This is a genomic window from Streptomyces humicola, assembly GCF_024436035.1.
Lineage (GTDB): Bacteria > Actinomycetota > Actinomycetes > Streptomycetales > Streptomycetaceae > Streptantibioticus_B > Streptantibioticus_B humicola.
In genome coordinates this window covers 53068-69039 of sequence record NZ_JANFNG010000025.1, presented here as the reverse complement: position 1 = coordinate 69039, position 15972 = coordinate 53068, and the positions used below count along the sequence as shown (strand labels likewise).

Below are 15972 nucleotides of genomic sequence, written 5' to 3'. Positions count from 1 at the left end.
CGACCTGAGGCGCAGCCGACCAGTGCTCAGCGGCCGGACCTCGCCGGATGGCGGTGGCGATGCCGGCTGCCGCGGCGCAGGTGGCCGTGGCCTGCCTCCGCGCGCCTGCGCGCCCCAGGGAGGAACTCCTGGACCTTCGCCTTGAAGCCCTGCCTGACCATGGCCTCGCGTTCCACATCGCCCTTCAGGATGGATTTCGCGGTCGCTTCCATCTGTTCCCAGGTGGCGTGCGGAGGGATGGGCGGCACGGAGGGATCGGTGAGGAACTCCAGCACCGCCGGGCCGTCCGCGTCCAGCGCGTGCTGCCAGGCGTCCAGGACGCCGTCCGGCTTCTCGACACGAATGCCGGTCAGGCCGAGCGAGGTGGCGAACGTCGCGTAGGAGACGTCCGGTATGGACTGGGACGGCAGGAACTGCGGCGACCCGCTCATCGCCCGCATCTCCCAGGTGACCTGGTTGAGGTCCTGGTTGTTCCACACCGCCACCACCAGACGCGGATCACTCCATGCATCGCGGTACTTCCACGCCGTGATCAGCTCCGCAAGCCCGTTCATCTGCATCGCACCGTCGCCGACGAGCGCGATCACCGGCCGGTCCGGGTGGGCGAACTTCGCGCCGATCGCATACGGCACGCCGCAGCCCATGGTGGCCAGCGTTCCCGACAGCGACACCCGCATCGACCCGCGCATGTGCAGGTGGCGTGCGTACCAGTTGGCCACCGAGCCGGAGTCGGAGGTGATGATCGCGTCGTCCGGCAGCAGGGGGTCGAGCGCCCACGCCACGAACTCCGGGTTGATCGGGTCGGCGGACTGCTCGGCGCGCCGTGCCATCACGCCACGCCACCGCTCGTTGTTCGCGATGACTCGCTTCTGCCACTTGCGGTCCTTCTTGCGGCGCAGCATCGGCAGCAGCCGCGAGAGGGTCGTGCGGGCGTCGCCGACGAGGTTGACCTCGTACGGGTACCGCATGCCGACCATGTGCGGGTCGATGTCGATCTGCACTCCCCTGGCCTGGCCGAACTCGGGCATGAACTGGGTATACGGGAAGCTCGAACCGATGGTCAGAAGGGTGTCGCAGTCCCGCATCAGCTCGTACGAAGGGCGGGTGCCCAGCAGTCCGATGGCCCCGGTGACGTAGGGCAGTTCGTCGCTGAGCACGTCCTTGCCGAGCAGCGCCTTCGCCACCCCGGCGGCGAGCACGTCGGCGACGCGTTCGACCTCGGCGCGGGCGCCGGCCGCCCCCTGGCCGATGAGTATCGCGACCTTCTCGCCGGCGTTGAGGACCTCGGCGGCCCTCTTCAGCGCGGCGTCGTCCGGCTGCAGAGCGAAGTGCTCGCAGCCGAGACTGGAGGGCACCATCTTGAAAGCATGGGTGGGTGGTGAATAGTCGAGCTCCTGGACGTCGGCCGGGACGATCACTGCCGTCGGGCACCGGCGGGCGTACGCGGTGCGGAAGGCACGGTCCAGGACGTTGGGCAACTGCTCGGGAACGTTGACCGTTTCAACGAACTCCGATGCCACGTCCTTGAACAGCGTATGGAGATCGACTTCCTGCTGGTACGAGCCGCCCATGGCGCTGCGATTCGTCTGTCCGACGACCGCCACGACCGGCACGTGGTCGAGCTTGGCGTCGTACAGCCCGTTGAGAAGGTGGATGGCGCCGGGACCTGACGTGGCCGTGCACACGCCCACGCGCCCGCTGAACTTCGCGTAGCCGACGGCTTCGAACGCCGACATCTCCTCGTGCCGGGACTGGATGAAGCGCGGATCGTTGTCGGCGCGCTCCCAGGCCGCAAGAAGCCCGTTGATGCCGTCGCCGGGATATCCGAATACGCAGTCCACGCCCCACTCTCGCAGCCGGGCGAGGATCTGGTCGGACACCTTGGTGCTCATAGCCTGCCTCCTCAGGGTGCCGGACGCTGCCTGTTGCAAGCAGCCGCGAGCACGACCGCGGTGCACCTACCGGGTAACCCGACCGCGCGGATGGAAACATGCGCACGGCGGACAGAATGAAGCAAACGGTCGCGGGTACCCGAACGTCCGGGGGAGTCTGTCGTCCCTTCGCACCGCAGGTGGGGGGCGGCCCGCGCACCTTTGCCCGGCATGCACTCGATGCCGACTAGGCGTCCGAACGACTCGACCATGCGGGCGGCAGCACTGTTACTGATGCTGAATCAGATGATCCGCCACAAGGAACCACGGCCTGAGTTGCGCTGCCGAGCCGCCCGGCGTCAGTCAGTTCTTCGGTTCCACCCCGATGGGACCGGCGACCTGGGTGGCCGTGCTCGCCGCCGCGGCACCGCGGATTGCCGCGGCCGCGATCGCACCCCGGACGATGTCCGGTGTGGATGCCTGATCGGGGTCCGGGTTTTCGGTCGCGGCGATCGGGCACCCGCCACATATGGTGCGAATCGGATACACAATGATGACGGAGCAGGCTGGGCCCTGCGAACTCGTCGAGCACGTCGCCCAGGCCGAAGAGGCAGGGTTCGACTTCTCGGTGATCTCCGACCACTACTTTCCGTGGCTCGACTCGCAAGGCCACTCCCCCTACGCCTGGAGCGTGCTCGGCGCGGCCGCGCAGGCCACCTCGCGCATTCCGCTCATGACCTATGTGACCTGCCCGCTCCTGCGCTACCACCCGGCGGTCGTGGCCCAGAAGGCGGCGACGGTGCAGCTGCTGTCGCGGGGACGGTTCCGGCTGGGTCTGGGGGCCGGGGAGAACCTCAACGAGCACGTCGTCGGTGGTGGCTGGCCACCCGTCGACGTACGTCACGAGATGCTCGCCGAGGCGGTGCAGATCATCCGGGAGCTGTTCGGTGGCGGATACGTGAATCACCACGGCACGCACTACGACGTCGACTCCGCCAAGCTGTGGGATCTGCCGGACGAGCCGCCGCCCATCGGCATCGCCGTCTCCGGGATGCAGTCGTGCGAGCTGGCCGGTCGCCTTGCCGATCTGGTCATCGCCGTCGAGCCCAAGCCCGAGCTGCTGCGCGCCTTCGACGAGCGCGGCGGTACGGGCAAACCGCGCGTGGGTCAGCTTCCGGTCTGCTACGACCCCGAGCGGGACACCGCCGTCAAGCGTGCACACGATCAGTTCCGCTGGTTCGGAGGCGGCTGGAAGGTCAACGCCGAGTTGCCCGGAACTGCGGCCTTCGCCTCCGCGACCCGGTTCGTCTGTCCCGAAGACGTCGCCGAAGCAATCCCCTGCGGTGACGACGTCGGCCGGTTCACCGACGCGGTACAACGCTTCACGGAGGCCGGGTTCACCGAGGTCGCCCTCGTCCAGATCGGCGGCGAGCATCAACGCGGCTATCTGGAGTGGGCGCGCGAGACCCTGCTGCCGGCCCTGCGGGAGCTGTGACGGTCTCCGAGGAGCGAGCCTGTGCCATCGGCCGTGTCAGCCGGGCCGAGCCTGCTCCGCTTGCCACCTCTCCTGGCGCGGGTAACGCTGGAGGTCAGAAGGTCTGACGCGCTACGTCCCGTTCAGGCATCGGCATCATCCCGGCCCCAGGAGGGATCGTGTCCAGGTTGCTCGACGACACCGAGATCCAGGAGCGGATGTCAGACGCCGACCTCCGAGAATGGCGACGCGAGGGCGCCACACTGCACCGGACGGTCGAGGCCTACGACTTCCCCACAGCCGTCCGCATCGTCGACAAGGTCGTGCCGGAGACCCAGAAGCTGAACCACAGGCCCGACATCGACATCCACGAGAAGGTGGTGCACTTCGCAGTGCGCTCGGAGGGAGGCCTCACCGACGTCGACGTCGAGCTCGCCCACCGCATAGAAACCGCAGCCGGATCCCTCGTCCGCGGACATGAATGACGGCGCGTTCAGACCGTGCCCGAGGGTCCGCCCGGCCAGTGCGGCCCGCCGGGTATCCGGCCGCCGATCGTCGGGGAACCACCGGCACGACGACACGCCGGACACCTGTGACTCCCTGCGTCGAATGGCTCACCTGCCCGACGGTCCCGAGCGCGACGCCTTGCGGGCGGAGATCGTGGCCGCCTGGACCCCGCTCTCCGAACGGCTGGCCGGACGTTTCCGCAACCGCGGCGAGGCCATCGAGGACTTGAAACAGGTGGCCGCACTCGGCCTCGTCAAGGCGGTCGACCGTTACGATCCGGATCGCGGTACACCTTTCATCGGCTTCGCCGTGCCCACGATCCTCGGCGAGATCAAACGGCATTTCCGCGACAACCTGTGGGATCTGCACGTACCCCGGCACATGCAGGAACTGCGCAACCGGGTGTACGCAGCCCGCCGCGATCTGCTGACCGGCATGGATGAACGCGGCCCGACGGTGCGCGACATCGCCGCCCATGCTGAACTCACAGAAGACGAAGTTCGGTTGGGTATGGAAGCCATCAACAGCTACTCCGCCCAGTCACTGGACGAGCCCCTTCGCCACTTCGATGCCTATTCTCTCCTCGACAGCCTCGGAACCGCCGACCCGGCTCTGGACACCGTGACCGACCGGGAAGCGGTCAAGCCGTGCCTGCACCGGTTGCCGCCGCGGCAGCAGAAGATTCTCTACCTCAGATTCTTCCGGGATATGACACAGGTCCAGATCGCCCAGGAGCTCGGCATCTCCCAGATGCACGTTTCCCGCATCATCAGCCGCACCTGCGCACAACTGCGTCAGGAGGCACTCAAGTAACTGTCGTCATCAGAGGGCGTCGAGGCGCTGTTCGGCCGCGGTGAGGGAGCGCCGGCAGCGACTGAGCCCCTTCCATGGGTCTCCGTCCTTCTCGAGGCGCTCGGGGAGAGTACGCAGCGTCCACTGCCGCGGGCCGAGGCCGGGGTCGTCGAGTTCGTTCCACTCCAGCGGGGTGGCGACGGGGGCGTGCGGTCGGGCGCGGACAGCGTAGGGGGCAACCGAGGTCTGGGCGTAGGCGTTGCGCTGGGTGTCCAGGTAGAGGCGGCCGCGGCGCTTGTTCTTGCGTGGTTCGGTGGTCAGCCGGTCGCTGTGGCGTGCGGCGAGCACGTCGGCGACGCGCCGGGCGAAGTGCCGTGCGGTGTCGAAGTCCGTGCGCCGGTCGAGCAGGACCAGCAGGTGCAGGCCGCGCGATCCGGTCGTCATCACCGCCGGGCGAAGCCCGAGTTCGGTGAGCAGGTCGCCCAACTGGCGGGCGCTCCACCGTACGGTCTCGAAACCGTCGCCGTCGTGCTCGGAAGGGTCGAGGTCGAACACGAGCCGGTCCGGGCAGTCGAGGCAGTCCGCGCGGCTCAGCCACGGGTGCGGGGTGATGCACGCCTGGTTGGCGAGATAGACGAGTGTGGCGGCGTCGTCGCAGACCGCCATGGTGACGCTGCCGCCCTCCTTGGGCACCTGAACGGTACGGATCCACTCGGGGAAGTAGTCAGGAACATCCTTGTGAAAGAAGGACTTTCCCTGGAACCCGTCGGGGTAGCGCTCCATCACCAGCGGCCGGTCCTTGAGATGGGGGAGCATGGGACGCGCGACAGTGCGGTAGTAGTCGGCCAGTTCGGCCTTGGTGATCCCGTCGTCAGGGAACAGCTCCTTGTCCGGGTTGGACAGCGGCACGCTGCGGGTCCCGACCCCTATCGTCTCCTTTGTCTTCGCAGTCATCAGCTCTCCCTCGCCTTCTCCCCTGGCCGCTCCCGCACCACCTGCTCGGGTGGTTTGTCGGTCCGCAGGCCCATGAAGCGCGGGTGGCGCAGCTTCCCGTCGTCGGTCCACTCGGTGAAGCCGATCTCGGCGACGAGCTCCGGCCGAACCCAGTGAACCCCGCGCTCACGGACCGCACCCCCGGAAAACGGCGTGCTGCCGGTCTCCAGATCGTCCAGGCGTTCGCGCATCGTCTTCAGCGTCCTGCGGTCGTAGCCGGTACCGACCTTGCCCGCATAGATCAGCCGTGGGCCCTCGTAGTAACCGACCAGCAGCGCGCCGAAACCGGTGCGGCTGCCGGCCGGTTCGGTGAATCCGCCGATCACGAGCTCCTGCCGCCGGCCGCACTTGAACTTCAGCCACTGCCTTGAACGCCGCTGCTCGTAGCGGCTGTCCGCGCGCTTGGCGATGACCCCCTCCCAGCCCCGCTCGCACGCCTGGCGCAGATACGCCTCACCGGTCGTGTTGCGGTGAGAGGTGAAGCGCAGCGGCGAGGAGAAGTCCAGGGCCCGGCGCAACAACGCCTTGCGGGTGCGCAGCGGCAGGCCGGTCAGATCGTGGCCCGCCAGGTAGAGCACATCGAAGACGTAGTAGGTCACCGCCACACCGCTGGCCCGCGCCTGACGCGCGTCGTGAATGCCCATGCGCTGCTGCAGTCGCGCGAAGCTGGTCCGGGAGCCCTCGAAGGCCACGATCTCGCCGTCCACCACGAAGTCGTCGCATTCCTGCTGGTCAAGAGCGTCAGCGATCTCGGGATAGGTCTCGGAGAGCGACTGGCCGCTGCGGGAGAGCAGCCCGGCCCGGGCACCGTTACGAATGGCCAGACAGCGCTCTCCGTCGAACTTACGCTCGAATACCCATGCGGGATCGGAGAAGTAGCGTTCCGTCAACGTGGCCAGCATCGGCCTGGGATGCTCCGGCTGAGCCGTCCGCCGCAATGCCTTGCGCTCTTCCGCCGGCAAACCGTCGAACAGGCCCGTCACAGACGTCGGGACAGGCATCCAACCACCCCTTCCCCGTTTCCCTTGGTTCCGCTGGAAGGACAGCCGGTCGTCGCCTCGCCTTGTGCCTTCCCCGAAGGTCCGGCCGCATGCAGGGGTAGCGTGGTGGTGTGGGTCCGCGGTCGGTGAACCAGACGCTCGCTTATCCGCCTCACGTGCTGCGGGACTACGCAGTAGTGGCGGACGGCGAGCGCGGGGCCCTCATCGGGCCGCGCGGCGACATCGCATGGATGTGCGCACCCCGCTGGGACTCCGAGGCACTGTTCTGCGCCTTGATCGGCGGGCGCGGCTGTTACGCGGTCACGCCGGTGGGCACCTTCGTGTGGGGTGGCTCCTACCAGGACGGCACGCTCATCTGGCGCAACCGCTGGGTGACGCAGGACGGCGTCGTCGAGTGCGAGGATGCGCTGGCCCTGCCGGCGGACCCGCACCGCGCCGTCGTACTGCGCCGCATCCTCCCGCGCGACGCTGCCGCCCGCATGCGTATCGTGCTCGGCCCGTATGCGTGCTTCGGTCGGCAGCAGGCTCGCTTCGCACGCCAGGGAGAACAGTGGACGGGCGAGGCCGGTCCACTGCATCTGCGCTGGTCCGGCGCTTGCGCAGCCGGCGAATCCGACGTCGACGGATCACTCGCCCATGAGTTGACCGTGCCCGCGGGCGGATCACACGACCTGGTCCTGGAGATCTCCGACCGGCCGCTGCGTGGTACGCCGGTCGACGCCTCCCGCGCCTGGGCCGCCACCCGCGCCGCCTGGGAACGCGCCGTGCCGTCGCTCGAATCCACCATCGCCCCACGCGACGCGCGGCAGGCCTACGCCGTACTGCGCGGGATGACCGGGGCGAGCGGCGGCATGGTCGCCGCGGCCACCACGAGCCTGCCCGAGCGCGCCGCGGAGGGCCGCAACTACGACTACCGGTACGTGTGGATCCGCGACCAGTGCTACGCCGGACAGGCCGCCGCGGCCACGGGTGCATACCCGCTCCTCGACGAGGCCGTGCGCTTCGCCTCCGCCCGGCTGCACGAGGACGGCCCGGCCCTCTCCCCCGCCTATGCCGTGGACGGCGGTGCAGTGCCCGAACAGCGCCCACTGGACCTGCCGGGATATCCGGGCGGCTTCGACGTGATCGGCAACCGCGCCGCCAAACAGTTCCAGCTCGACCCGTTCGGCGAGGCGCTGCTGCTGTTCTCGGCGGCTGCCCGTCTCGGCAGGCTCGACGTGGACGGATGGCGCGCAGCCGAGATCGCCGCGGCCGCGATCGGCGAGCGCTGGAGGGCACCGGACGCCGGGATCTGGGAACTCGACGACCGGGCCTGGACCCATAGCCGATTGATCTGTGCCGCCGGACTGCGCGCGATCGCGCTCTACGCTCCGCCACCCGGCCGGGCCGGTCAGTGGGCCGGGCTCGCGGACGCCATCATCGCCGACACCGCCGCGCACGCCACCCACCCGTCGGGCCGCTGGCAACGCTCCCCCGACGACCCCCGGCTCGACGCGGCCCTGCTCTTCGCGCCCGTCCGAGGCGCCGTGCCGCCGGACGACCCCAGGAGCGCGCTGACCCTCCGCGCCTACCTGTCGGAACTCACCCAGGAGCACTACGCGTATCGCTTCCGGCACGACGAACGTCCCCTGAACGAAGCGGAAGGCGCCTTCCTGCTCTGCGGATTCCTCACCGCGCTTGCCGAACACCAGCAAGGCCACGAGCTGGAGGCCGTCCGCTGGTTCGAACGCAACCGCGCCGCGTGCGGCCCCCCCGGGCTGTTCGCCGAGGAATTCGACGTTCCGCAGCGCCAGTTGCGCGGCAACCTTCCCCAGGCGTTCGTCCACGCCCTGATGCTCGAGTGCGCCGCCCGCCTCGCGGATCAGACGGCACCCGCACGCTGACGTATGCGCGGAATCGCCGACGGCGCCGCCTCGTCCGATGAGGCGGCAGTCCGCGTCGTGGATGACACTGCGGGGCAGTTCAGCGTACTTCCCTGCGCGTGCCGCGTTGGATCGCTCCCGCCGTCGAGCCAAGGGTGAGGAGGGCGGTAACGGCCAGCGCGCCAAGCCGCTGCGCACCCACCTCACCAAGGCCCAGGAGACCGTGGCTGACCGGCGCCATATCCTCGACGTCGCCGTCGGCTTCATCACCCAACGCGCGGCCGCTTTCGGCGCGGCGGTGGACGAGGACAGCTGATGCAAACACCCTCCACGGCGGCGGGGTCGTCTTCACGCCGCGATGACGTACTGGCTTTCGCGCCACGCAGCGACCCATTCGCGTTGCCAGCGGGCAAGTTCGAGACGCTGCTCGGCCGTGAGCCGGCCGCGAGCGATCAGGGCGCGAATGGCCTGCTGGGCACGCTCTTCACGTACCTGGGCTGCCGCCTCATGGAGCGCTGCAGGCAGGTACCTCACCCGAGGCTCACGAGCTGCACACATGATCGCCATAATACGTGGCGGGTGTGACAACACGCCCGGCCGTTCGACAACGCGCATATGCATGTCCAGGGCTTCGCAAGGCTGTCGCGCTGTGTCGGTACTACAAGCCGCCCAAGGGAGTCCTAGCCAGCCTGGTGCGTGCCGCTGTACGGGCCCTCGTACACGGTGGTGTTCATTAGGGGGACCTCTGTCCTCGGGGTGCTCTGACAAGCGCACAGCCGGCACAGGCACTCGCCGCCGCCTTCGGCCACACAGCATGGACCACCGCAACGGCAGTAACCCTCGTGATCGAAGTGCCCGTTGCGGGGGTGGGGCTTGACGGGCATGGCCAGCCTCCGGGGACTCAGGCTCCCTCTTCAGCTTGTATTCCCAGCGAGAGACCCCGGCAGACCTACGTGGTCGGGTCGCCCGAGATGTGATTCCCGCGGTCGGCCCGGCCAACGACGAATACAGCGCGGACGCCGCAGGTCGGGGGTGGTGACAGATCGACGACCCTCGCTCCTCATGTCCTGATGCAGTGTGGGAGCGGGGGTCGCCTGCGCTAATCGATCTCGATGTCGTCGGTGAGCCGCATGAGCTCCTTGGCGGAACAGATGATCGGATGCTCTGCCATGTGCCCAGCACAGCGCACCGCGGCCACTGACGCGAGCGGTCTCCACGGCCGCCCCGGCGCCGCGCGGCACATGATCAGTGGGCGGACCACGTCCGCCCCGCGTAGTCGCACCGCATGCGTCCGCTTGGGTGATCTCCGGTTGCGGCAGGTGCACAGGGGTCGGAAGATGAAAGAGGTCAGAACAACCCTCGTCCGCTCCCTGGGCGGGGGAGCAATGGAAGTGGTCCCGAGCCGGTTGCGCATACCCGGCTCGGGGCCTCTTTGGCTGCCCAGGTAACGCGCCACCATCAGGGCGCCGGAGAGGCCCTGCCTCCCCGAAGAGGCCCTGCGCCCAGTCCCGGGACTCGTCCTCGCGCCCAGTCCGCTTGTGATGGACGCGGCCCTGGCGAAACAGTGTGGAGCGTCTCCTGCGACCACGAAACGCGAATGGTGCCGACCGACAAGGCCGACACCACCGGTGGGCATACTGTATGTGTCCGGAGGGGGACTTGAACCCCCACGCCCGATAAAGGGCACTAGCACCTCAAGCTAGCGCGTCTGCCATTCCGCCACCCGGACCGGGATCGCGCCGCGGTTCCCCGCGGCGACAGGAGCAACGATACCAAGGATTCGCAGTGCGTTTCACCTGCGTATCCGCGCGGCCGGCAGCCGATGACTGCCCGGGCGGGCGCCCCCTCCACGAAGGGCGATGCGGGACGGCGACACGGGACGGCGATGCACGACAATGCCTGCATAAGGCAATCGCATCATGACGGCAGGGGGCTGATGATCATGGGACGGGTCACCGAGCGGCATCGCGTACTGCGGATCAGGGATGGCGCGGTCACGCACCGTGCGGACACTCTGGTCGCGGAGGAGCCGCTGGAGATCCGTCTGGGCGGGAGGCCGCTGGCGATCACCATGCGCACTCCGGGCGACGACTTCGCGCTCGCCGCGGGCTTCCTCGTCAGCGAGGGGGTGCTCGGGAGGGCGGAGGAGCTCGCCACGATCGTCTACTGCGCGGGTGCGACCGAGGACGGCTCGAACACCTACAACGTGGTGGACGTCCGGCTCGCGGACGGCGTGGCGCTGCCCGACATCACGCTGGAACGGAACGTGTACACCACGTCATCGTGCGGACTGTGCGGCAAGGCCAGCCTCGATGCCGTCCGGACCACCGCCCGCTGGTCCATCCCCGACACGCCCGGAATCCGGCTCTCACCGGAGGTCCTCGCCGCCCTTCCCGACCGGCTGCGCGCGGCGCAACGCGTCTTCGAGCGGACCGGGGGACTGCACGCGGCCGCCTTGTTCACGGCGGACGGGGAGCTCGTTGACATCCGCGAGGACGTGGGCCGTCACAACGCGGTGGACAAGCTGGTCGGGCGCGCCCTGCAGCAGGGGCTGCTCCCGCTCTCCGACAAGATCCTGCTCGTCTCCGGCCGTGCCTCGTTCGAGCTTGCCCAGAAGGCGGTGATGGCCGGGATACCTGTGCTGGCCGCGGTGTCGGCTCCGTCGTCACTCGCGGTCGAACTCGCCGCCGAGAGCGGGCTGACGCTGGTCGGCTTCCTGCGCGGGACGTCGATGAACGTCTACGCGGGTGAGCACCGGATCGCGCTGCCCACGGCGGCGGCGACGCGTTGATCAGGTGACAAGCCGGCGCGGCTGCGGTCGTCAGCCGGCCTGCGCCCGCTCCTTGCCGGAGTCCACGACCTCGCCGGCGACCGTGCGCTGCTCGCCCGCGGGGGTCTCGTCACGCAGCGCCTTGGTCTCGGCCTTCAGGATGCGCAGCGATTTGCCCAGCTGACGGGCGGTGTCGGGCAGCCGCTTGGCGCCGAAGAGCACGATCGCGACGAGCACGACGATCAGCAGATGGGTCGGGGTGAACAGGTCGCGGATCACGGCTTTCTCCTCAAGCGTGGGCGGGGCGGGCCTGGGCGTCAGGGGACGGTGAACGTTCCGATGGCAGGCTACCCTCCCCGCCGTCCCCGGCATCAGTTGACCAGCGCTTTGCTATCACCGCGCACACCATCAGTTGCATCTGGTGGAACAGCATCAGCGGCAGGATGAGGAGTCCCGCCTGGGCGCCGAAGAGCACGCTGGCCATCGGCAGGCCGTTGGCCAGGCTCTTCTTGGAGCCGCAGAAGACGATCGCGATGCGGTCGCCGCGGTTGAAGCCGAGCCTGCGCGAGACCGTGCTGGTGATGGTGAGGACGACGGCGAGCAGCACCGCTTCGACGCCGAGCAGCTCCAGCAGCCTGACCGCCGTGACCTGGTGCCAGATGCCCCTCGCCATGCCCTCGCTGAACGCCGTGTAGACGACGAGCAGGATCGATCCCCGGTCGACGAGTCCGAGCACCTTCTTGTGGCGTGCGAGGAAGCCGCCGATCCAGCGGCGCAGCAACTGACCGGCGACGAACGGCACGAGCAGCTGGAGCGCGATGTCGAGCAGCCCGTGCGCGGAGAAGGCGCCGGTGGAGTGGGCATCTCCCGCCCAAGGCAGGGGGAGCAGTATCAGCCCGGCGAGCACCGGGGTGGCGACCATGCCGATCAGGCTGGAGTACGTGCCCGCACAAATGGCCGCAGATACGTTTCCGCGCGCGATCGAGGTGAAGGCGATCGAGGACTGGATCGTCGACGGCAGGATGCACAGATACAGCAGGCCGGTGTAGAGCTGCGGGGTGAGGACGTACGGAACGAGCCCGTGCGCGGCGAGGCCGAGCAGCGGAAAGAGCGCGAACGTGCTCACCACCACGGTGAGGTGCAGCCGCCAGTGGCTCATCCCGGCGACTGCCTCGCGCGTGGAAAGCCTGGCTCCGTAGAGGAAGAACAGCAGCCCGATGGCCACGCTCGACGCGTCGGCGGCGACAGGCGCGGCAGCGCCCTCGGCAGGCAGCAGGGCCGCGAGGCCGACCGTGGCGACCAGCACGAGTATGTACGGGTCGATCGGCAGCCAGGACGGCATCTTCAGGCGCGGCATGTCTTCTCTCGGTCGGGTTCGCTCGGTCGGGTTCGCTCGGTCGGGTTCGCTCGGTCGGGACGGGGACACGCGTTCGGGCAGTGTGAGGACAGGTTGCGGGACGGGCACGGTCATTGTGAACCCCGTTCACTGCGCTGACTGCCATCACGTTTTGCGATAGCCGCGATAGCCTGGTGAGCGTGTTCGATCCGGTTCAGCTGCGCACGTTCCTCACCGTCGCGCAGACCCTGAGCTTCACGCAGGCCGCGCACCGGCTCGGCCTGCGCCAGTCCACCGTCAGCCAGCATGTGCGCAAGCTCGAGGAGGCGGCCGGGCGCCAGCTGTTCACCCGGGACACGCACGGGGTGGAACTGACCGAGGACGGCGAGGCCATGCTCGGCTTCGCCCGCACGATCCTCGACGCCAATGAGCGGGCCACGGCCTGGTTCGCCGGTACCCGGCTGCGCGGACGGCTGCGCTTCGGCACCTCGGAGGACTTCGTGCTGACCCGGCTGCCGGAGATCCTGGAGGGCTTCCGCCGCGACCACCCAGAGGTCGATCTCGAACTCACCGTCGAACTCTCCGGCACGCTTCATGAGCAGCTCGCCGAGGGGCGGCTCGACCTGATGCTCGGCAAGCGGGCCTCCGGTGAGGGACCGGGCCGGCTGGTGTGGCGGGACCGGCTGGTGTGGATCGCCGGTGAGCGGCTGCGCATCGAACCGGACCGCCCGGTGCCGCTGATCGTCTATCCGCCGCCGAGCATCACCAGGGCGCGCGCCCTCGACGTGCTCGAACGCGCGGGCCGTCCCTGGCACATCGTGTGCACGAGCAGCAGCCTCAGCGGGGTGCGCGCGGCGGCGCTGGCCGGGCTCGGCGTGGTGGCGCACGCCCAGGGCCTGCTGCTGCCGGGCCTGCGCAGGCTTCCCGCGAAGGCGGGACTGCCGGAACTGGGCGAGGTCGACTTCGTCCTGCTGCACGGGCAGCGGCCCGCCACCGGCGGCGAACCGGCGGCCGCGCTCGCACGGGCCATCCTCGCCGCGGGCGACAGGCTGCACCGGCCCATGTGACTCGCACCATGCGACGATCCAGGAAGCAGGCAGAAGCAGGCGGATGGCGGACATCCAGATGTGAGAGCGTTGTGGCCACCCGACACAGCATCGCCGCGTAGACTCTGCGTACGCCGGGTACGCCGGTACCGTGGCGCGATCACCCGCCGAGCGCCGCCACTATGACACCGGGTAACGGACGTGAGCGCACCGGGAAGATGCCTGGCAGATTCGGTGCAGATCCACGGTTTGTTACAGCCGAGTAACCCCACTGCAGTTCCCTCTGATTGCGACAAAAGCCCACATTCCCGGCGGAGAACTCGTCCTACGAGTCGCAGAAATCCGATTTCCGGTGAAGTGAGATCCCTTCCCGTCCTCGCGCCGGATCAGGTAGCTTACGGGCCCGCCCGTCAGGACCGTTTTCTGCCGGCCCCACCGGGCGGACGCACACCATCGAGGCGCCCCGCCGAGCGCCCCCGAGGAGCAACCTTGCGCGAGTTCACCGTGCCGCCATTGGTGACGGCGCCCCCAGTCGGAGGACTGGCGGACGCCGTGTTCACCAATGCGGCGGAGGCTCCTGACCAGGTCGTGCTCGGACGCAAGGTCGACGGCGTCTGGCACGACGTGACGGCTGCGCAGTTCCGGGACGAGGTGCTGGCGCTCGCCAAGGGCCTGCTCGCGGACGGCGTGCGGTTCGGCGACCGCGTCGGGATCATGGCGCGTACCCGCTACGAGTGGACGCTGTTCGACTTCGCTCTCTGGTCAATCGGCGCGCAGTCGGTTCCCGTCTACCCGACCTCCTCCTCCGACCAGGTGCGCTGGATGCTCCACGACTCGGGAGCGGTGGCGTGCATGGTCGAGCACGAGGACCACGCCATGACGATCGGCGCCGTCGTGGACCAGCTCCCGCACCTCACCCGGTTGTGGCAGCTGGACGCCGGCGCGGTCGACGAGCTGATGGCGGCCGGTGCGTATCTCGACGACGAGGTGGTGGACCGGCACCGGGTGGCGATCACCCCCGACGCCATTGCCACGATCATCTACACCTCGGGGACGACCGGCCGTCCCAAGGGCTGTCTGCTCACCCACGCCAACTTCATGGCGGAGTGCGACAACATCGTCGAACGCTGGGAGCCGGTGTTCCACTCCAAGCCCGGTGACCAGGCATCCACGCTGCTCTTCCTGCCGCTCGCCCATGTCTTCGGCCGGATGGTCGAGGTCGCGGCGATACGTTCCGGCCGGGTGCGCCTCGGCCACCAGCCGAGCCTCGCCGCCGCGGAGCTGATCCCCGATCTGGCGGCGTTCAAGCCGACGTTCGTACTCGCCGTCCCGTACGTCTTCGAGAAGGTCTTCCACTCGGCGCGGCGCAAGGCGGAGCTGTCGGGCAAGCTCGGTGCGTTCGACAAGGCCGCGGAGGTCGCGATCCGCTACGCCGAGGCACAGGAGCACAAGGCGTTCGGCACCGGTCCCGGACCGGGCGCAGGGCTGCGGATGGCGCACCAGGTGTACGACAAGCTGGTCTACGCCAAGATGCGTGAGGCGCTCGGCGGGCGGCTGCGGCACGGGATGTCCGGCGGGTCGGGCATGGAGCGCCGCCTCGGCCTGTTCTTCGCGGGGGCGGGCATCACGGTCTACGAGGGCTACGGCCTCACCGAGTCGACCGCCGCGGCCACCGCGAATCCGCCCGAGCAGACGCGCTTCGGCACCGTCGGCCAGCCCATACCCGGCACCACCGTGCACATCGCGGACGACGGCGAGGTGTGGCTGTACGGCGGCCAGATCTTCTCCGGTTACCTCAACAACCCCAAGGCGACGGACGAGGCCCTGCACGACGGCTGGCTCGCCACCGGTGACCTGGGCATGCTCGACGAGCAGGGCTATCTGACGATCACCGGCCGGAAGAAGGAGATCCTGGTCACCAGCGGCGGCAAGAGCGTGTCGCCCGCCCCGCTGGAGGAGCGGGTGCGGGCCCATCCGCTCGTCGCCCAGTGCGTCGTCGTCGGCAACGACCGCCCGTTCATCGCGGCGCTCGTCACCCTCGATCCGGAGGCGGTCTCGCACTGGCTGACGATGCGCGGCAAGCCTCAGATGACGCCCGCCGATCTGGTGCGCGACAAGGATCTCGAGATGGAGGTCCGGCGGGCCGTGGTCGCTGCCAACACCCTTGTCTCGCAGGCCGAGTCGATCCGTACGTTCCGCATACTGGCGGCGCAGTTCAGCGAGGAGAAGGGGCTGCTCACCCCGTCGCTGAAGCTGAAGCGGAAGGCCATCGAGAAGACGTACACGGCGGAGATCGAAGCTCTCTACCACCACGGATAGC

Annotated in this window: 14 protein-coding genes and 1 tRNA gene; 8 read left to right on the top strand and 7 right to left on the bottom strand. The window is 68.9% G+C overall.

Annotated features, from left to right (window positions below):
• Positions 1-26: 26 nt before the first annotated feature.
• Positions 27-1892 carry a thiamine pyrophosphate-requiring protein gene (locus NGB36_RS25090; RefSeq protein ID WP_255922752.1) on the bottom strand — a complete coding sequence of 622 codons (1866 nt, stop codon included), beginning with the start codon at positions 1890-1892 and terminating at the stop codon, positions 27-29.
• A 508-nt stretch (positions 1893-2400) separates the two neighbouring features.
• Between NGB36_RS25090 and NGB36_RS25085 the strand changes: the two genes are divergently transcribed.
• The 3 genes from NGB36_RS25085 to NGB36_RS25075 all read left to right on the top strand — a co-directional run bounded on the left by NGB36_RS25085 (position 2401) and on the right by NGB36_RS25075 (position 4665).
• Positions 2401-3366, top strand: a complete 966-nt coding sequence (locus tag NGB36_RS25085; protein WP_255922751.1) for an LLM class F420-dependent oxidoreductase — start codon at positions 2401-2403, stop codon at positions 3364-3366.
• A 158-nt stretch (positions 3367-3524) separates the two neighbouring features.
• The gene (locus NGB36_RS25080) at positions 3525-3830 is read left to right on the top strand and encodes a 4a-hydroxytetrahydrobiopterin dehydratase (protein ID WP_255922750.1); all 306 of its coding nucleotides are present in this window, start codon (positions 3525-3527) and stop codon (positions 3828-3830) included.
• A 124-nt stretch (positions 3831-3954) separates the two neighbouring features.
• A complete protein-coding gene (locus tag NGB36_RS25075; RefSeq protein ID WP_255922749.1) occupies positions 3955-4665 on the top strand; it encodes a SigB/SigF/SigG family RNA polymerase sigma factor in 711 nt (236 codons plus the stop codon).
• Between the two features lie 9 nt (positions 4666-4674).
• Here the strand turns inward: NGB36_RS25075 and ligD (NGB36_RS25070) are convergent, their stop codons facing one another.
• Together ligD (NGB36_RS25070) and ligD (NGB36_RS25065) are read right to left on the bottom strand one after the other, a co-directional pair.
• On the bottom strand, positions 4675-5598 hold the full coding sequence (ligD, locus tag NGB36_RS25070; protein WP_255922748.1) for a non-homologous end-joining DNA ligase: 924 nt from the start codon (positions 5596-5598) through the stop codon (positions 4675-4677).
• A complete protein-coding gene (ligD, locus tag NGB36_RS25065; protein WP_255922747.1) occupies positions 5598-6638 on the bottom strand; it encodes a non-homologous end-joining DNA ligase in 1041 nt (346 codons plus the stop codon). The genes ligD (NGB36_RS25070) and ligD (NGB36_RS25065) overlap by 1 nt, the downstream gene beginning before the upstream one ends.
• A gap of 110 nt (positions 6639-6748) precedes the next feature.
• On the opposite strand from ligD (NGB36_RS25065), the gene NGB36_RS25060 reads away from it, so the two are divergent.
• Together NGB36_RS25060 and NGB36_RS25055 are read left to right on the top strand one after the other, a co-directional pair.
• On the top strand, positions 6749-8521 hold the full coding sequence (locus NGB36_RS25060) for a glycoside hydrolase family 15 protein (RefSeq protein ID WP_255922746.1): 1773 nt from the start codon (positions 6749-6751) through the stop codon (positions 8519-8521).
• Positions 8522-8627: 106 nt separating this feature from the next.
• Positions 8628-8816 carry a hypothetical protein gene (locus NGB36_RS25055; RefSeq protein ID WP_255922745.1) on the top strand — a complete coding sequence of 63 codons (189 nt, stop codon included), beginning with the start codon at positions 8628-8630 and terminating at the stop codon, positions 8814-8816.
• 32 nt (positions 8817-8848) lie between these two features.
• Here the strand turns inward: NGB36_RS25055 and NGB36_RS25050 are convergent, their stop codons facing one another.
• Complete coding sequence (locus NGB36_RS25050; RefSeq protein ID WP_255922743.1) at positions 8849-9058, bottom strand: hypothetical protein; 210 nt, start codon at positions 9056-9058, stop codon at positions 8849-8851.
• A gap of 1086 nt (positions 9059-10144) precedes the next feature.
• Positions 10145-10229: transfer RNA gene (locus tag NGB36_RS25045), tRNA-Leu, on the bottom strand.
• Between the two features lie 213 nt (positions 10230-10442).
• Between NGB36_RS25045 and fdhD the strand changes: the two genes are divergently transcribed.
• A complete protein-coding gene (gene fdhD / locus NGB36_RS25040) occupies positions 10443-11291 on the top strand; it encodes a formate dehydrogenase accessory sulfurtransferase FdhD (RefSeq protein ID WP_255922742.1) in 849 nt (282 codons plus the stop codon).
• Between the two features lie 30 nt (positions 11292-11321).
• Here fdhD and tatA read toward each other — a convergent pair whose 3' ends face one another.
• Positions 11322-11549 carry a Sec-independent protein translocase subunit TatA gene (tatA, locus tag NGB36_RS25035; RefSeq protein WP_255922741.1) on the bottom strand — a complete coding sequence of 76 codons (228 nt, stop codon included), beginning with the start codon at positions 11547-11549 and terminating at the stop codon, positions 11322-11324.
• A gap of 10 nt (positions 11550-11559) precedes the next feature.
• Positions 11560-12627: a bile acid:sodium symporter family protein gene (locus tag NGB36_RS25030; protein WP_255922740.1), complete on the bottom strand. Its 1068-nt coding sequence runs from the start codon at positions 12625-12627 to the stop codon at positions 11560-11562.
• A 179-nt stretch (positions 12628-12806) separates the two neighbouring features.
• Here NGB36_RS25030 and NGB36_RS25025 point away from each other — a divergent pair, with 179 nt between their 5' ends.
• The gene (locus tag NGB36_RS25025) at positions 12807-13673 is read left to right on the top strand and encodes a LysR substrate-binding domain-containing protein (protein ID WP_255922739.1); all 867 of its coding nucleotides are present in this window, start codon (positions 12807-12809) and stop codon (positions 13671-13673) included.
• A 468-nt stretch (positions 13674-14141) separates the two neighbouring features.
• Entirely contained in the window at positions 14142-15971 is a 1830-nt protein-coding gene (locus NGB36_RS25020) for an AMP-dependent synthetase/ligase (RefSeq protein WP_255922738.1), read from the top strand.
• Position 15972 lies beyond the last annotated feature (1 nt).

What these genes read in the sequence shown, in the direction of transcription:
- ligD (WP_255922747.1), bottom strand. Translation starts at nt 6,638, where the DNA reads ATGCCTGTCCCGACGTCTGTGACGGGCCTGTTCGACGGTTTGCCGGCG.
- ligD (WP_255922748.1), bottom strand. Translation starts at nt 5,598, where the DNA reads ATGACTGCGAAGACAAAGGAGACGATAGGGGTCGGGACCCGCAGCGTG.
- NGB36_RS25085 (WP_255922751.1), top strand. Translation starts at nt 2,401, where the DNA reads ATGGTGCGAATCGGATACACAATGATGACGGAGCAGGCTGGGCCCTGC.
- NGB36_RS25050 (WP_255922743.1), bottom strand. Translation starts at nt 9,058, where the DNA reads ATGTGTGCAGCTCGTGAGCCTCGGGTGAGGTACCTGCCTGCAGCGCTC.
- fdhD (WP_255922742.1), top strand. Translation starts at nt 10,443, where the DNA reads ATGGGACGGGTCACCGAGCGGCATCGCGTACTGCGGATCAGGGATGGC.
- NGB36_RS25075 (WP_255922749.1), top strand. Translation starts at nt 3,955, where the DNA reads ATGGCTCACCTGCCCGACGGTCCCGAGCGCGACGCCTTGCGGGCGGAG.
- NGB36_RS25090 (WP_255922752.1), bottom strand. Translation starts at nt 1,892, where the DNA reads ATGAGCACCAAGGTGTCCGACCAGATCCTCGCCCGGCTGCGAGAGTGG.
- NGB36_RS25030 (WP_255922740.1), bottom strand. Translation starts at nt 12,627, where the DNA reads ATGCCGCGCCTGAAGATGCCGTCCTGGCTGCCGATCGACCCGTACATA.